The organism is Pseudoalteromonas sp. Isolate6 (genome assembly GCF_022398435.1).
GTDB lineage: Bacteria > Pseudomonadota > Gammaproteobacteria > Enterobacterales > Alteromonadaceae > Pseudoalteromonas > Pseudoalteromonas galatheae.
In genome coordinates this window covers 21836-35886 of record NZ_JAKEVK010000029.1, presented here as the reverse complement: position 1 = coordinate 35886, position 14051 = coordinate 21836, and the positions used below count along the sequence as shown (strand labels likewise).

Below are 14051 nucleotides of genomic sequence, written 5' to 3'. Positions count from 1 at the left end.
CATATATAAAGATTTTGATAAATTGAAAGATAAAGATATACAAAAAGTGCATAGAAACTGGAAGAGTAAGGAGGAATGAATATGAGTTACATGTTTTTCCCCGAAGAGCCTAATGTCAGCAAGGCAGAAAGACGAGCTTTTTCTCGAGAAGAGTTAATCTTTAATGTTACTGAAGATTTGCTTGTTAAACTTGAGGAGCTAGATATTTCAAAGGCTGAATTAGCAAGGAGACTTGGGAAGTCAAAATCATGCATTACACAAATGTTAAATGGTTCTCGGAATATGACCTTAGGAACTTTCTCAGACATCTGTTTTGAGTTAGGCTTTAAGCCAGAGGTTAAAATCCCATTGCAAAAAATAAATAAAATTTGGGAACCGGATGTTAAAGATGAGCTAAAAATTGCTAATGTTACAAAGCTCCATTTGAAAGTTATCGATAGTGGGAAGCGCGGTAGCTGGACATCAGCTCCATTTTCTGAAATGCGAGAAGCCATCGGATGAAACCTGAACTTGAAAAATGTGTAAGTAAACTTGTTGTTCGCAAAGTGAATACTAGATATATTTACGCAGCGCTTGGTGATAGTTATCAGTCAGAAGAGATCACTGAGGGCTTGCTAAACAACAAGCAACAGCTAAAAACCCTTGATAAATTAGGTTTTGCTCAAGTTAATGATGAAAATTTTTACGTTTATAAGTTTTACAATACTATCGGCATTCGTTGTATAACCGATGAAGATAAAAAACTTGATGATCAAGAAGATATTGAACCTATATTGGAGATTCAAGCTCAGTTTTCCGTTGAATACTTTTCACATTGTGAACTAGACGAAGACGCTTTAAATGACTTCGGAGATGGTTATGTTTATTTTCATCTTTGGCCTTACTGGAGAGAAATAATCCAGTCTAGTTGTTGTAGAATGGGGATTCCTCCAATTACTGTTAATGCTTATAGAGTACCAGCCTCAGATGACTAAAGCTTTGGCCCAAACCTAATAGCATCCTCCAAGTGACTAGGTGCGAAGTGTGCGTAAACCATCGTTTGCTCTATCTTCGCATGGCCTAGTATTTGTTGTAATACCAATATATTCCCTCCATTCATCATAAAGTGACTGGCGAACGTATGTCTTAACACATGGCTGCACTGACCAGCTGGTAGAATAATATCTGTGTTGTTTATAGCTCGTTCAAATGCCTTTCGGCAATCTGCAAATAGTGGCCCTGATTTTTTAGGGATTTCATCATAGAGTGCTTGAGTGATTGGCACAGTACGGTTCTTCTTGCCTTTGGTCTTCATAAACATAATTTTGCAGTTACCACCGGAGTGGATCACTTGAGAACCTTTTAGTGAAGATGCTTCACTTATTCGGCATCCAGTAGCTAAGCAAATTTTTGCCACGATATAAACGTGCGGATTTGACGAGCGTTTAAGCTCGTTAAGCACGGTTTGTATTTCATCTTCAGTTAAAAAAGCAAGCTCGGTCTGCTGTAGCCTAAAAGGTTTAACATCAGCTAGGGGATTCGGGTAGTTGATTTCACCTACTTCAATTAGCTTATTGAATACACCCTTGATAAGTGCCAAGTCATTATTGGCCGTTTTACCTGAAATAGCCTTTTCACCTGTCATTCGGTTACCACGCCAATCAACATACGTTTTTGAGCTGAATGATTGAGCAATTGGGTTACCGAATGCTTCGCACATCATCTCTAATTTATTGAGTGCTTTTTGCGGGTCAGTATAAGTTTGGCCGTGAATTTTGTACCAAGTAGCTACGATATCAGATAGCTTTCTTAGATCCGTTTTTTCTTGCTTCCAAGGTTTGTCCTCAGCTTGAGCGACCATGTGGTTTAAATATCTTTGTGCTTCACCTCGGGTGGGAAATACTTTTCGAATCCGTCGGCCATCGCTTCCCCATGGCCTGATGTCTACTTTATACCCACTTGCCACTTTTTTTATAGTCATACGTCGAAACTCCATTGACCAAAACTTTACAAAAAATTAATATACCCTGAATCGCAACAAATGGAGGTTACAGCGATGCAATTCCAAAAATCAACAATCCCTTTAAGTTTACTTCAAAAAATATCAGGTGGCCGTGATGGTGGTGCAGTCGTAGTTCCACCGGAAAAAGAGCCTGCAACGGCAAAGGTAACTAAAACTAGCACGGTTAATAGTTAAACGTTTGCCATGTTAGAAGTTAATTTACTCAGTTCATGGTCTCAGGTAGTGGCCATGGACACCTTAGTTTTTTGTTTAATGATCACGGCTGCTTTGTGGGCATTTTTTAAAGATAAGAATTTATCAATTAAGTATGCAGCTGTTTGTTACTCGCTCTCATACTCGGCCAGCTTCTTCATGAGTGAACTTGTACAAGATGGGGGACGATATTTTGCACTTAATGCGTATTATCTTAATTGGCTTATCTATGATGCGTTTACCGTATTTGCAATATTCGTTGTTCATACGATGACTAAAGAACGCCATGCAAGCGAAGTTAAACTCGCTTATCTAATGTCGATAGTCAATATGTCGGCATACTTAGCTATGCACTTTTTAGCATTTGTATATCGTCATCAAACACATTGGTTTTATGATTTTTACACCGTTATTGTAAATACAACAGCAGTTTTAATCTCAACAAACTTTATTCTTAGCTGGTCAAATATCAAGGTTCGTCAATGTATATCGAGCTACCGCTAGCATTGCTCTGTTTTATATTAGTATTTTTGATTTTCTTTTTCGTATTAAAAGAACAAGACGAGCAAGATATGCCGTTAGGCGAACTTGCCATGTTGTTATTGTCGGAGTACCAAGCTATAAAATTATTACCCATAGAAAAGCGAGTTGAGGCTAAGCGTCTATGGGATATAAAGTTTGACCTCTATCAACAGAGGTTGCTAAAGGAAAATATCGAGCCTGACAGGGCACTAAGGATTGTAAAATGAACTTCATCACAGAATACACTTTAATAGGTTTACTTTTTTTGGCTATGGCTCTCTTTGTTGTATTCGCGGCCAAAAGCTCTAAAAAGGGAAGTACCGAGAACGACGAACCTAAGCAGTCTTATTTTAAATACAAGCAAATATCAGAGTTAATGTCTCCCGCCGAATTGAGCTTTTATCACGTTTTAGTTTCAGTGATTGGAAGTAAGGCGGTTATCTTTTCAAAGGTTAGAGTTGCTGATGTTTTAAAACCTGATGTTAGCGGAGACCGATCACTATGGCAGAAGTCTTTTAATGCCATATCTTCAAAACATTTCGATTATGTTTTATGTGACCCACAAACTTCTAAGGTACTAGCGGCTATTGAGTTAAATGATAAATCGCATAAGCAAAAAGCAAGACAAGAAAGAGATGCACTGTTAGAAAAAGCTTGTATCAGTGCCAGCTTAAAGCTTTACCAATTTGATGCCAAACGTGCATACAAGATAGAAGAGGTAGCAAAAGTGGTGTATCAAGCTTTTACTACTCGGGAAGTTAGTGCGGTAAAAACAGATTTAGACAAGGCTAGCTGACAGCCTTTTCATTTTTGATTTGTTCAGCAGAAATCTGAGTTATATTTTCTAACTTCTTTAAAATCAGCGCTGATGTAGCCTTTAGCTGCTCGGTGCTGATCTCGTCAAGAATCCCCAGTTCAACGGACTCATAAATCCCATCTTGAATTTCACTCAAAACAGCACTTTTACTTAACGTGTATGAGTCTTTACCAAACAATAACCAATCTAGACTAACTCCTTTTTCAGCTGCCGCTTGCACACATTGAGGATATGGTATTGAGTCGTTTTTGTTCATCGACGCAGCCCAATTTCCATTCTTACCAAAATATTTTGATAGCTCAGTCAAGTTTTTAAAATCGTACAAATGCTTAATTCTTTCAAAGACATGAGTAGATGATACGTTCATATAAACACCATAATTTACACGAATGCTCAATATTATGTTGTTGACCAACAAAATATGTTGGTTTAAGCTTCGTTTCGTTAGTTTCAGACAGACAAAGACGAATATAACATGAGTAACCAATTAATTTTATCTCTCGCATCGCCTATTTTGACGTATGACGAATACGCTAGGCTGCAAGGTCAAAAGGTCAAGGATGTGGTTAATGCTGTAGCAAATGGACGTTTACCCACATACACCCCGCCGTGCGCACCTCACGAGAACCCTGCTCGTGTCAAAAAATATATCAACATGGTTGCATTATATGCAGAGGCAGCCAAAGCCGCGAATTTAGAATTTCAAGTTCAAGGGTAGGGCTAGCCATGCTTAACGAACGCCAATTGACGATTTTCGAAAAAACATTCCCCGCACAATCAGCGGTAAATGCTGTTGCTGATATCAGACTTGATAGCAGTGCTGCGGCTATCCTTGCTCGCGCTAAATTGCCGAACAAAGAACGTCTAGCAGAATCAAAACTCGATAGTCACCAATTGCGTTCTGAGATTTTGCATACCCATAGCAACTTGGCTGTCATGCTTGCCAATGGTTATTTGGTTACTGAAAAATTCTTTGGTTACGCTGAAGCGCGCAAACGCTTATTAGAGGCGGACAGGGTGCTTACTTTAGGTGGTATTAATCTCAGTGTTTCTGATGATGAGCTTTGCGAAATCGCAGAAGACAAGGCGCGTTTATTCGAATTGCGCTTGAAGTGCAGTGAACCAACTTACAAGCTCTATAAAAAACTATGCGCTGACTTCCGTGTGTACTGCATTGAGCCACCTACATTTGATGATGACTACTTCACGTTATCACCTGCTGAGCGCTCGAAACTTCCTTCAGCTTATCGCCAAGGCGTAATGAATCAATTGAAAGGCGCACTAAATCGCATGGCTTGCCCGCTTTGGTGGCGTCGTCGTTTACGTACCAAACAAGCGCTTGTCATCGAGCAATTAGCCCGTGATATGCGTACCGTACACAAAAAGTCATCGCCTTATGTCAGCGAATTTACCATCCGCAGCAAGCGCGAACGCAACGCCAAATCAGACGCAATCATGAATGATTTGTATGTTGTGCCAAATGACGCCAATCCTTTTGATGAATTTGAATCACTGAAAGACGTTGCTGCAAAAAGTTCGACTTCTGGCAAACAGCTAGCCGCTGAACTCATGGTGCGCATTCGTGGCTTTGAAGAGTGTTCAAAGACACTCGGCCACCGTGGAGAGTTTTACACCATCACCGCGCCAAGTCGTTTTCACTCAGTACACGCAAGCGGTATTCCCAATCGCAAATACAACGGCTCAACACCGAACGATGCGCAGGACTATTTCAATGACCTATGGAAACGGGCAAGGGCATTGTTCGCTAAGGCTGATATTCGCCCTTATGGTTTCCGTGTTGTAGAGCCTCATCATGACGGCTGTCCACACTGGCACATGCTGCTGTTCATGGAAAAAGGCCAAGCAATCAAGGCTCGTAAAATCCTCAAGTCTTTGGCACTTGAAGACACACCGAGTGAAGTCCGAACATCATCAACCCGTTTTAAGGCAATCAGCATTGACCCCAAAAAAGGCAGTGCTGCGGGGTATATCGCCAAATACATCACCAAAGCTGTTAACGGTGAACACATCAATCAAGTGACTTGCTCTGAAGCGGGAAAGATTTCCATTGCGCCCGCTGATGCAGCTGAACGCGCATCCACATGGGCAAGCACATTTAATATCAGACGTTTTCAGCAAATCGGTGGCCCAAGTGTGACCACATGGCGCGAACTTAGACGCCTTGGCATGGGTGAAAGCGGCAAATGTGAGGTTGCAAATTCTATGAACACAAACTTAGGCACGGTTTCCCGTTACGCCCTTGAGAAAGTAAGAGCTGCGGCCGACGCTTCCGATTGGGCGGCTTTTTGTCTTGCGATGGGTGGTGTGCAGGTTAAACGTAAAGACCAAGCGGTACGCATTCACTATCAAATCCCTGACATCGTTGACCAAATCACTGGAGAAATCAGCCGCAGTGAATCTAATAGCCCGTACTTCACCACCAAATATGGCGATATGCCAGCTAAACGCATTTTGGGCGTTGCATGGGATTCGGTTGTGGTGATTACCCGTCGCGGTACGAATCAAGTACTAACCGAAAAAGACATTCAATCACAGCGCAAGATAATGCTCGGGGTGTCCGAATCTATCCGGAACTGGGTAGACGATGGCCGCTTTGAACAACCAAGCGTTGAAGAAATGCAGTTCCTAGAATCCTGCGCAATCGAAGACTATCAGAACATGTGTTTGTTTATGGATTACGAGGCACTTTCTGTAGTCGGTAGCGACGAAGTCGCCTTGGACTTGTGTCATTAACTGTAACCCTAAGGAATTCACATGCAACACAGCAGATTAAACGACCTACTACGGTCACAACATCAACTTATTGAAGACTATTCAAAGGAGCAATAACCATGGCCAGTATTGAAGGTGCAATCACAGACTTACAACGTGTTAACCGTACGGACGACAAAGGCGCGCCATTGCCTGAAACCGCTGAATTTAAATTTCACACCAAAAGCCCTGCAAGCATTTGGACGGTAAAAGTGACGAATGACCAAATGGCTAACGGCACATTCTCGCAGCTAGAAAAACTCCAATCCGACCCGAACGGGTGGGGCTTAAAACCTGTACTACTTAACCTTGAATATTACGAGGGCGCAAACGTAGCACGCCAAATGGAATGGAAAGGCTTCCGCTTGAACTCTATTGCGACACAGCAGGGTAAGTAAATGAAATTAGATCCCTTTGAGTTAAATGAAATCAAATTAGCGCTCACATCTCGCATTCATGAGTTGTCTGTCCATATTGAGAATATTGACATCGATTCAATTAGTTATGCCGATGACCCTGAGTTAGAGCGACGAGAACAACTTGAGGATGATAGGGCTGTTTCGATGTCTGCATTAGATATTGTTAATGCGGAAATTAGTAAACGATGAGTGGGGTTTCAGCCAAATACATTGCTGTATGTCCCGCTGAACCTGTCAATAACCAGTGTCCGGTTGAGTTGGTGATTGTTGAAAACACACTGCCTCAACCACTAACGTGGGAGCAATTTCAAAATGAATTGGCTCCTGTAATTATCCCAGCGCTATTGATGTGTTGGGGATGGAAACGACTACGAAAACTAGTCTGGAATTAGGAAATCAACATGAATAAATTACAAAAAATCGCATTAGTCTCAACTGTAGCATTAGCAACATTATCATCACCTGCGGCATTTGCTGAGGGCGAGGCGGCGGCGGCTGCTGAATCATTTCAAACGTTTTTCAGCACGGGTGCAGCTGCTATTGGTGCGGCGATGCTAACCGCTGCATTTGTTGCAGTGGGTTGGAAGTGGTTGAAGGGCATGGCGTTCAGCTAATCATGTTTATCACTGCGGATACAGTCCTAATTGTGTCCGCATTATTAGGACTGTACATATTATTCAATGATTAAATTATAGGGCGCAACTATGCGAAATTTAACGGCGCTGGTATGCGCCTTTTTTGTGTCTGGCGTTAGTGCTGATGAACGGCCAGATATTCCACCTCCTCCATCACACCCCAGTCATGTTGGCGTTGATATGAATGACCTAAAATCACCTGAGCTGGACGGCGAGGGGTCGCTAACGTTTCAGTATTGTAAAAATTCATTTGGTGGAGGTTCGAGTGATAATGCAGCTGCATGTTCCAGCGCTGCTACTGCATACATGCCTGTTTTCATTAGAAATAATAATTATGCATGTAAAGCTGGAAAATCCGTCACTTATGATTCTCATAACGCGTCTGATTCTAAAATTGTGACGACATATTTTCCTGTCCACTGCTGTACCAGTATACCGTCGGAAAATGGATTTTGTGGGAACTACGTTGAGCGTGGGTTTTATTACGAGGTCGGCTATTCATATGAACAATCCCCCTCATGTCCACACAAGGATTTTCCAGAGTACGATAAAACCGTGCAAATGTCGTCCGACCCAGATGATATTATGTGTGGCAAACTATTAAACCCTGATTGCCCTGCTGGTTACCACTCTGCAAAGGCTTCTGCTGCGCTGGGTAGTGCTGGTTGTTTACCTAAACAATGCGATGCAGCTGGCCAGTCTAGTTCCCTCTACTCTCCACCTGCTGCGGGTGTCCCGTATTCTGGCGGCGGCGTATATTGTAATGATGGGTGTGCGTATAACGTCAGCAGCGAGAATATATCCTCAAAATCCTACGCAACGGCTACATCACTGGGCGTTGCCTGTGGTGATAAACCTTATGACTATAAAAAACTGGCTGATGAGGGTAATCGAGATAACTGTTCAACATCATCCGATGATAATGGTGTCAGGCTGATTAGTTGCTCTGATGGTTCTGTTACACCGCCTGACCCAACTGGCGGCGGTGGCGGCGTTGATGATGGGAATAAATCTGACCCTGACGAAACCGACCCAAACCCAAATGATAACGACAAACCTAAAACCGATTGCCCAGAGGGTGATGTGGCATGTGAACAAAAAAATGTGCAAACAGAAATTGAAAATCAAACCAATGATTTGATATCCGAATTACGAGACCTGCACAACAAGGCGCTCAAACAGGCCAATGCGGAAAACCAGCGTTTGCTCACTCAGTTAACACAACTCGAACTATCCCAATACATTCAGGGACGCAAAGATGGGCAGGCGCAACAACAATTATATAACCGTTTAGGTGATGTGGTTTCGGCTATCGAGGGGATTGATACTGGCGGTGGCAATGGTGGTGGTGATAATGATAATGGCGGGGGAGATGGTGACGGGGATGGTGACGGCAATGGTGATTGCGTAGGTTCTCCAGAGGAGTGCGTTGGTATTGATGGCGAAATTCCTACCGAGCAGGTTTCATTATCTGAGTACATATCAAAATACAACGGCACGCTACCATCTGGCGCAGTGCTAGAACCAACTCAGTGTTGGACTATTGGCGGCAAAAATATCTGTTTCGATTGGTCAAACATCATCGCATTTCTACAGGGAATTGGTTATCTGCTCGTCATGGGCGCGTGGATCCATTCAGCCCGTATTATTTCAGGAGCGTTATAAATGCCAGCATTAATTCATGCGTTTTTTATGTCGTTAGCGGCGTTAATTCCGAGTCTAGTGGGTAAAGTGCTCACGTCATTAGGGTTTGGTTATGTTACCTATCAAATCGGATCATTTAGCATTGATTCAATAGCAGGGTACATATCACAAAATGCAGCGGCGTTACCTAATGAGGTGTTAGCTGTGATTATATTGGCTCAGGGTGATACGGTTATCAGTATTCTACTCGGTAGCTATGCAGCGGCGTTTGCATTTAAAGGGTTGCAAGGCGGAAAAATTACTAAGCTCTCGGTTCGTGGGGGTCAGCAATGATTTACCTCAGAACCGGCACGCCAGGAGCAGGCAAAACACTCAATACAATCCGTGAAATTTGTCATGACTCCTCGGTGACACAAAAGCAGAAATTCTACAATAATATAAAATGCTTCTTGCTTGACCTTGATTTCTGTAACTCATTTCAAGGATATTTTTATGGTTTATATTTACCGTCCATAACAGGAACGCCAAAATATAATAAATATATGAAAATCATTAAATCAGTCCATGCAGAACATAGACTGGTTGATATTACTGATGTGCCGTGGCTATCTCCTGATTATGCAAAATATACCGAGAAATCAGCCATTGATTTATTTGTTAGTTGGTGTCGTCGCTGTTATCCAAAATCTAATTTGGCGGCGCTAAATGAATACCTATCCGAGTCTGACGAACCAACGGTAGAGGGTATTAAATATCTGAATTACCACTGGACTAAAACGGACGACCCGACACGATGGTATGAACTGCCAAATGGCTCGGTTAGTGTGTTTGATGAGTGTCAGGACTATTTTCCGCCATTGTCCAATGCAGCCAAACGGCCACACTATTACACGCAATTTCAGAAACATCGACATAGCGGCGTAGATATACATCTGGTCACTCAGCACTATACGTTTTTAGATAACGTCATCCAGAAATGTACTAATTTACATGTGCATTATTTTAGGCCGATGAGTGGGGCGGTTATATCTAGATTCCAGCGCGATAAACAATTTAATACTGATTATCGTGGGGATTTAGAGAAGTGCGTTAAATCATCATTAAAACGGGATTCATCATTTTACGGTGTTTACTGGTCTGCCGATGAGCATACCGCTAAATTTAAAATGCCACCTAAATTGATTATTTTGATAGTTGCGTTTTTCCTATTGTTTTTCATCATTTGGTATTTATTTAGTGTTTTGCTCCCAACACCTGATGAATCTAAACCCGAACATCAAAAACCTGTGGCCGAAAATGTGGCTCAGGCCAATCCGACACCGACTAAAACAGCGATGCAGTATCAGCAATTCAGTGTTAAACATCCAATTCAGGAAATGTGTGAATCCTATGAATATACGGGTTATCACGTTACACGTTCTGGAGCATTGATTGAGGTTGAACACATTTTCAATTGCGTTACGTCTGAGACAGAAACAATTCAGATCACAAAATCAGATGCTGAGGGCAATGAACAATCTAGCCGTGTCGATATACCAAAAACACGCACGCTAACATCATCGTTTTTGGAGCAGTTAGGTTATCGAGTAAACCTGATTGATAACATGCCAACGATGACATACAACGGCCAAAAAATTTACCTTCGTCAATTTTAATCAAACTAACACAGAGACAGGCGCGAGCTCCTCGCGCCGTCACTGTGATAGTTTGCAAACCTCAACATACACAACCCGTCACTGGTGACACATGAAAACACGTAATCAACGGTATGAACAAAAGCAAAAGGATAGGGGGCTTAACAAGGTTACGCTTTGGGTTCCCTGTCAGTCAGAGGTCGAAATCAGACAAATGGTCGAGTTCCTAACCGAGAACCCTAACCACATCCCATACATGGCAAGGAGCTTAAAAACTGGCAAGATGCGTAAGATCACCTAAACCGCCACACCAAACAAAACCTATTCGCGGAATAAAACCAAGGGGATTATTAAGGGGCGTGCCCCTTGATGGTTAACGCAAGCACACTCCGTTTTTACCTGTTCACAAAACTTGCCATGCGCGCAGAAAAAATATTTTTGAACTATGGCAATGTACCGCCCTGATGAACAAATTGCGGACTTTCAAAAAACAAATGTGGTCACGATGTGGACACTTTGCTTCAGGCGTAAAAAAACCAGTTAAAGAAAATCTCTCTAACTGGTTGATTTATAACGCTAAAATTTGGTGGAGCTGGGGGGATTTGAACCCCCGTCCGGAAAGCGTCGACCTTCGGTCCTACATGTTTAGTATCGTCTTTTGGTTAACCTTTAAATCTCGGACGAACACGATAAGTAAAGGCGAGGCCGCTTAGTTTTAGCCCTTCAACCCCGGCCAGGGTTTCCGTAGCGATCTTGTGTAGGGTGACACTCCAGAACCAGATCCACAAGAATATCATGGAGGAGTGCTAGCGGGCTATTATGCCGCTAGAGCGTAGTTATCGTCGTTTGCGATTACTTTAAATACGGCTTTTTTACGAGGCCAGCCGCACCTCGACATGCACCTTAGGCTTCTTGAATCCCGTCGAATCCTAATCAGCCCCTGAATAAATTCAGTACTGTTAGTGTCTATACATCTAACAACTAACTATGTCTCGCATTATACATAGGATTAATGTCATTACAATGGCTTATCATGCCATTTGCTGATGATTTCACGAAGCAGAGGCGTGTTTGATTAATTACTCGCCGATTGCTGAACAAGGCCGTAAGCGTTGATTATATGTATAACGGGTTGGCTTTTTATTTGTGCGACTAGGCACTTGCGAAGAATCTTCCCTTACCACCATATTGATAGTTCTCTAAAGTCTTGAGCAGCTTTTCAGAAAATTGAATTTCTGTTTCTGATCGGCCACTCCGACGGGCCTCTCTTAACTTGGCCTTTTGCATAGCGATAACGTCGATTTTTTCATTCTCGGCTCGTGAAGTATCGGCAGGAGAGGGAATTCCACTCCCCCGATTTAGGCCTTGCTCAACAACAAAATAATGTAAAGAAAGCGAAGCATGTTGCCCTAAATCCAATATTCCTTCGTCATACAGTGCTTTAGATGCCACAGCCAGTTCTTTCTTGGTCATATGGGTAAAGTCGAATTGTGCCTCTTTGATGTGGCTAGTTGTTGCCTCTGATGCTGGCAAAACGCTTCCCTTCGCTTCATTTTCGATTGATTGCGCGCGTCGCACCTGAGCCTGATTGTATAGCACTGCTTGGTGTTGAACTTTCATTTAGCAAATCCTTCTGAAATACGTATAACAACTTCAGCAAGGTGTATGCCCAAAAGTGGCTCAATAAACTTAAACCCTCTAACCAAGGAGTGCTTTGTCACTTATCCCGATATGAACCATGAAGGTTGAAGCGCTATTTCGTTGTTTAAGGAGTTGGAGGCATTGATATCTGACGAACTCAGCTCTAAAGTCTATAGGATTGTGCTAAAAGAAAAGTGGATTATTGTACGGCGACAGAAAGCGGAGCACTCGCTACCGCTTTGTGGGTTTGTAAGGGTGATAAACGCAGCGCCAACAAACGCTGGGTATGTTGCTTTTTGTGTTTACGCTCCGCGCAACCAGTTGCGTAGTCTATCTTTTAGTTGGCCAAGGTCATCTTCGCAGATCAGGCCAATTTCTAGCGCTTTGGCGCGTAGTCTTTCCGAAGTTCTAATACCTTGATAGCTCACTAGTAGACCCCTTGCTTGTACGCCACCAAATAGCTCGCTGAGTGAGTCGAGTTTATAAATCACTTGATTGCCTTCCCCTTTACTAAACTTTTTGGTTTTGCATTCAATGAGGTGAAGCTTATTGTTGGCGAGCGCTACAATATCTAGCTCGTTATTGACATAGCCTTGTCCCACGCGACGTTTAATCGCAACGCCTTGGGCGACATCTTGTAAAATGGTGAGTTCTTTTTTTAGGCTGAGGAGGATGGCGTACACATATTCTTCTAGCCAGCCACCGTTGGCAAAAAAGCGAGCGCCTTCATTAGCAAATTTTAATTTGTCGTCTTGCCTTGTAGCGATGTTAGCATCTTCTAAATCGTCAATGAGTGTTTGCAAACCTGGGCTATTCATTTGGCTGCGACTCAAAGGCTCACTGATAAGTTCATTATCTTCACTGCTAGCAGCGAGATAGTTGAGCTGGGCTAGGGCATGGCTAAAATCCGTTTGACTGGTTGCCCATTTGGCACAGAGCTGGCGATAGCGAATATCAACAACCCCCTCATTTGCAATTTCAGTAATATCGCCATCGATGAGGTTAAAAAAGTCACGTATCTTTAATTTATCGGCAAGGATGGTGTTGGCGCGCTCTGTTGGTACAAGCCAGTGAAGTTCGTCGCGCTCGGGCTCAATGATAAAACATTCAATTGGATAGGCGCGGATCACCTCATACATCGAGAGCAAGTGTTGGCGGTCGCCACAACTGGCATTAAACACAAATTGGGTTTCTGGCTGCTCGCTAATGAGGGTGTCAATGAGTTGGTGGAAGCTGTCGATTAAGGTGTCGCTATCTCGGCTGGTAGGGATAAGGGCATGATGTACTTTCACCCCTCTTGGCCCCAACACTCTTTTAATATCTTCAAGATTTTGTTGTTGTTGAGATTCTATTAAATAGAGTATTTCATCTGAGTCAATATTGTGGTCGAGTACAGGCGTAAGTGAGTTGATAAAGTTGGTGTCGATAAAACTAAGGTGTACGTGTTTTGTCATGGCTGTCCCTAAAATTTATGTCCGTCGTAAAAGATAAAACTACCCTATAAAGCGGCAAGTGTAAAACGGAGTAATACTTAGTTATGAATTTGACGCTACTAAGCGCGAAACCCTAAAGTTTGTCTAAAGCTTTGCACTGTAAAGCCGATAAATCTAAGGAAAATAATAAGTTGTACTTTTAATGCGCAGAACGATTTACATTCATTTAAAATTTGTAGTGGTTCAGGTAATGTTAAGCTTAACAATTTGACTAAGTTATGCTCAAATGATCCCGCTGCATTAAAAATAACAACATAACAATAAGATCGTGCATATATTT

The 14051-nt window shown here is 42.5% G+C and carries 19 protein-coding genes and 1 other RNA gene; 15 read left to right on the top strand and 5 right to left on the bottom strand.

Translation table 11 applies throughout. The annotated features are described in order from the left end of the window. The first annotated feature begins 81 nt into the window (after positions 1–81). Positions 82–501 carry a helix-turn-helix domain-containing protein gene (locus L1D50_RS06630; RefSeq protein ID WP_165383810.1) on the top strand — a complete coding sequence of 140 codons (420 nt, stop codon included), beginning with the start codon at positions 82–84 and terminating at the stop codon, positions 499–501. After that, the gene (locus L1D50_RS06625) at positions 498–974 is read left to right on the top strand and encodes a hypothetical protein (RefSeq protein ID WP_130126564.1); all 477 of its coding nucleotides are present in this window, start codon (positions 498–500) and stop codon (positions 972–974) included. Before L1D50_RS06630 ends, L1D50_RS06625 begins: the two co-directional genes overlap by 4 nt. On the opposite strand, the gene L1D50_RS06620 is transcribed toward L1D50_RS06625, so the two are convergent. Continuing rightward, on the bottom strand, positions 971–1960 hold the full coding sequence (locus L1D50_RS06620) for a tyrosine-type recombinase/integrase (protein WP_239965741.1): 990 nt from the start codon (positions 1958–1960) through the stop codon (positions 971–973). The two genes, L1D50_RS06625 and L1D50_RS06620, sit on opposite strands and share 4 nt — an antisense overlap. A 75-nt stretch (positions 1961–2035) precedes the next feature. Here L1D50_RS06620 and L1D50_RS06615 point away from each other — a divergent pair, with 75 nt between their 5' ends. The 4 genes from L1D50_RS06615 to L1D50_RS06600 are packed head-to-tail and all read left to right on the top strand — an operon-like array spanning position 2036 to position 3512. Next, positions 2036–2176, top strand: a complete 141-nt coding sequence (locus tag L1D50_RS06615; protein ID WP_239421424.1) for a hypothetical protein — start codon at positions 2036–2038, stop codon at positions 2174–2176. Between the two features lie 54 nt (positions 2177–2230). Then, a complete protein-coding gene (locus L1D50_RS06610) occupies positions 2231–2698 on the top strand; it encodes a hypothetical protein (protein ID WP_239965740.1) in 468 nt (155 codons plus the stop codon). Further along, entirely contained in the window at positions 2677–2943 is a 267-nt protein-coding gene (locus L1D50_RS06605) for a hypothetical protein (RefSeq protein WP_239965739.1), read from the top strand. The genes L1D50_RS06610 and L1D50_RS06605 overlap by 22 nt, the downstream gene beginning before the upstream one ends. Beyond that, positions 2940–3512, top strand: coding sequence for a DUF2726 domain-containing protein (locus tag L1D50_RS06600; protein ID WP_239965738.1), 573 nt, complete (start codon positions 2940–2942; stop codon positions 3510–3512). The genes L1D50_RS06605 and L1D50_RS06600 overlap by 4 nt, the downstream gene beginning before the upstream one ends. Here L1D50_RS06600 and L1D50_RS06595 read toward each other — a convergent pair. Further along, positions 3505–3900 (bottom strand): helix-turn-helix domain-containing protein, encoded by a 396-nt coding sequence (locus L1D50_RS06595; protein ID WP_239965737.1) that lies wholly within the window; start codon positions 3898–3900, stop codon positions 3505–3507. The two genes, L1D50_RS06600 and L1D50_RS06595, sit on opposite strands and share 8 nt — an antisense overlap. 108 nt (positions 3901–4008) lie before the next feature. Between L1D50_RS06595 and L1D50_RS06590 the strand changes: the two genes are divergently transcribed. The 9 genes from L1D50_RS06590 (at position 4009) to L1D50_RS06550 (ending at position 10938) form a co-directional block, all read left to right on the top strand. Next, complete coding sequence (locus L1D50_RS06590; RefSeq protein WP_239421429.1) at positions 4009–4251, top strand: DNA-binding protein; 243 nt, start codon at positions 4009–4011, stop codon at positions 4249–4251. Positions 4252–4259: 8 nt separating this feature from the next. Next, positions 4260–6287, top strand: a complete 2028-nt coding sequence (locus tag L1D50_RS06585; protein ID WP_239965736.1) for a replication endonuclease — start codon at positions 4260–4262, stop codon at positions 6285–6287. A gap of 98 nt (positions 6288–6385) precedes the next feature. Then, positions 6386–6703: a hypothetical protein gene (locus L1D50_RS06580; protein ID WP_239965735.1), complete on the top strand. Its 318-nt coding sequence runs from the start codon at positions 6386–6388 to the stop codon at positions 6701–6703. Further along, the gene (locus tag L1D50_RS06575) at positions 6704–6913 is read left to right on the top strand and encodes a hypothetical protein (protein ID WP_239965734.1); all 210 of its coding nucleotides are present in this window, start codon (positions 6704–6706) and stop codon (positions 6911–6913) included. It abuts the gene before it with no gap. Positions 6914–7125: 212 nt separating this feature from the next. Then, on the top strand, positions 7126–7338 hold the full coding sequence (locus L1D50_RS06570) for a hypothetical protein (protein WP_239965733.1): 213 nt from the start codon (positions 7126–7128) through the stop codon (positions 7336–7338). 90 nt (positions 7339–7428) lie between these two features. After that, positions 7429–9024, top strand: coding sequence for a hypothetical protein (locus L1D50_RS06565; protein WP_239965732.1), 1596 nt, complete (start codon positions 7429–7431; stop codon positions 9022–9024). Beyond that, on the top strand, positions 9025–9336 hold the full coding sequence (locus L1D50_RS06560; protein ID WP_239965731.1) for a DUF2523 domain-containing protein: 312 nt from the start codon (positions 9025–9027) through the stop codon (positions 9334–9336). Continuing rightward, positions 9333–10658, top strand: coding sequence for a zonular occludens toxin domain-containing protein (locus L1D50_RS06555; protein WP_239965730.1), 1326 nt, complete (start codon positions 9333–9335; stop codon positions 10656–10658). The genes L1D50_RS06560 and L1D50_RS06555 overlap by 4 nt, the downstream gene beginning before the upstream one ends. A 91-nt stretch (positions 10659–10749) precedes the next feature. Next, positions 10750–10938 carry a hypothetical protein gene (locus tag L1D50_RS06550; protein WP_239965729.1) on the top strand — a complete coding sequence of 63 codons (189 nt, stop codon included), beginning with the start codon at positions 10750–10752 and terminating at the stop codon, positions 10936–10938. Positions 10939–11221: 283 nt separating this feature from the next. Here L1D50_RS06550 and ssrA read toward each other — a convergent pair. The 3 genes from ssrA to L1D50_RS06535 all read right to left on the bottom strand — a co-directional run bounded on the left by ssrA (position 11222) and on the right by L1D50_RS06535 (position 13732). Then, positions 11222–11578: a transfer-messenger RNA gene (gene ssrA, locus L1D50_RS06545) on the bottom strand. Positions 11579–11789: 211 nt separating this feature from the next. Beyond that, positions 11790–12257 carry a hypothetical protein gene (locus L1D50_RS06540; protein ID WP_138521867.1) on the bottom strand — a complete coding sequence of 156 codons (468 nt, stop codon included), beginning with the start codon at positions 12255–12257 and terminating at the stop codon, positions 11790–11792. 323 nt (positions 12258–12580) lie between these two features. Next, positions 12581–13732: a DUF1887 family CARF protein gene (locus L1D50_RS06535; protein WP_239965728.1), complete on the bottom strand. Its 1152-nt coding sequence runs from the start codon at positions 13730–13732 to the stop codon at positions 12581–12583. Between the last annotated feature and the right edge of the window lie 319 nt (positions 13733–14051).

Excerpts from the sequence above, each read along its gene's own strand:
- L1D50_RS06630 (WP_165383810.1), top strand. The coding sequence starts at position 82 with ATGAGTTACATGTTTTTCCCCGAAGAGCCTAATGTCAGCAAGGCAGAA.
- L1D50_RS06625 (WP_130126564.1), top strand. The coding sequence starts at position 498 with ATGAAACCTGAACTTGAAAAATGTGTAAGTAAACTTGTTGTTCGCAAA.
- L1D50_RS06620 (WP_239965741.1), bottom strand. The coding sequence starts at position 1,960 with ATGACTATAAAAAAAGTGGCAAGTGGGTATAAAGTAGACATCAGGCCA.
- L1D50_RS06615 (WP_239421424.1), top strand. The coding sequence starts at position 2,036 with ATGCAATTCCAAAAATCAACAATCCCTTTAAGTTTACTTCAAAAAATA.
- L1D50_RS06610 (WP_239965740.1), top strand. The coding sequence starts at position 2,231 with ATGGACACCTTAGTTTTTTGTTTAATGATCACGGCTGCTTTGTGGGCA.
- L1D50_RS06605 (WP_239965739.1), top strand. The coding sequence starts at position 2,677 with ATGTATATCGAGCTACCGCTAGCATTGCTCTGTTTTATATTAGTATTT.
- L1D50_RS06600 (WP_239965738.1), top strand. The coding sequence starts at position 2,940 with ATGAACTTCATCACAGAATACACTTTAATAGGTTTACTTTTTTTGGCT.
- L1D50_RS06595 (WP_239965737.1), bottom strand. The coding sequence starts at position 3,900 with ATGAACGTATCATCTACTCATGTCTTTGAAAGAATTAAGCATTTGTAC.
- L1D50_RS06590 (WP_239421429.1), top strand. The coding sequence starts at position 4,009 with ATGAGTAACCAATTAATTTTATCTCTCGCATCGCCTATTTTGACGTAT.
- L1D50_RS06585 (WP_239965736.1), top strand. The coding sequence starts at position 4,260 with ATGCTTAACGAACGCCAATTGACGATTTTCGAAAAAACATTCCCCGCA.
- L1D50_RS06580 (WP_239965735.1), top strand. The coding sequence starts at position 6,386 with ATGGCCAGTATTGAAGGTGCAATCACAGACTTACAACGTGTTAACCGT.
- L1D50_RS06575 (WP_239965734.1), top strand. The coding sequence starts at position 6,704 with ATGAAATTAGATCCCTTTGAGTTAAATGAAATCAAATTAGCGCTCACA.
- L1D50_RS06570 (WP_239965733.1), top strand. The coding sequence starts at position 7,126 with ATGAATAAATTACAAAAAATCGCATTAGTCTCAACTGTAGCATTAGCA.
- L1D50_RS06565 (WP_239965732.1), top strand. The coding sequence starts at position 7,429 with ATGCGAAATTTAACGGCGCTGGTATGCGCCTTTTTTGTGTCTGGCGTT.
- L1D50_RS06560 (WP_239965731.1), top strand. The coding sequence starts at position 9,025 with ATGCCAGCATTAATTCATGCGTTTTTTATGTCGTTAGCGGCGTTAATT.
- L1D50_RS06555 (WP_239965730.1), top strand. The coding sequence starts at position 9,333 with ATGATTTACCTCAGAACCGGCACGCCAGGAGCAGGCAAAACACTCAAT.
- L1D50_RS06550 (WP_239965729.1), top strand. The coding sequence starts at position 10,750 with ATGAAAACACGTAATCAACGGTATGAACAAAAGCAAAAGGATAGGGGG.
- L1D50_RS06540 (WP_138521867.1), bottom strand. The coding sequence starts at position 12,257 with ATGAAAGTTCAACACCAAGCAGTGCTATACAATCAGGCTCAGGTGCGA.
- L1D50_RS06535 (WP_239965728.1), bottom strand. The coding sequence starts at position 13,732 with ATGACAAAACACGTACACCTTAGTTTTATCGACACCAACTTTATCAAC.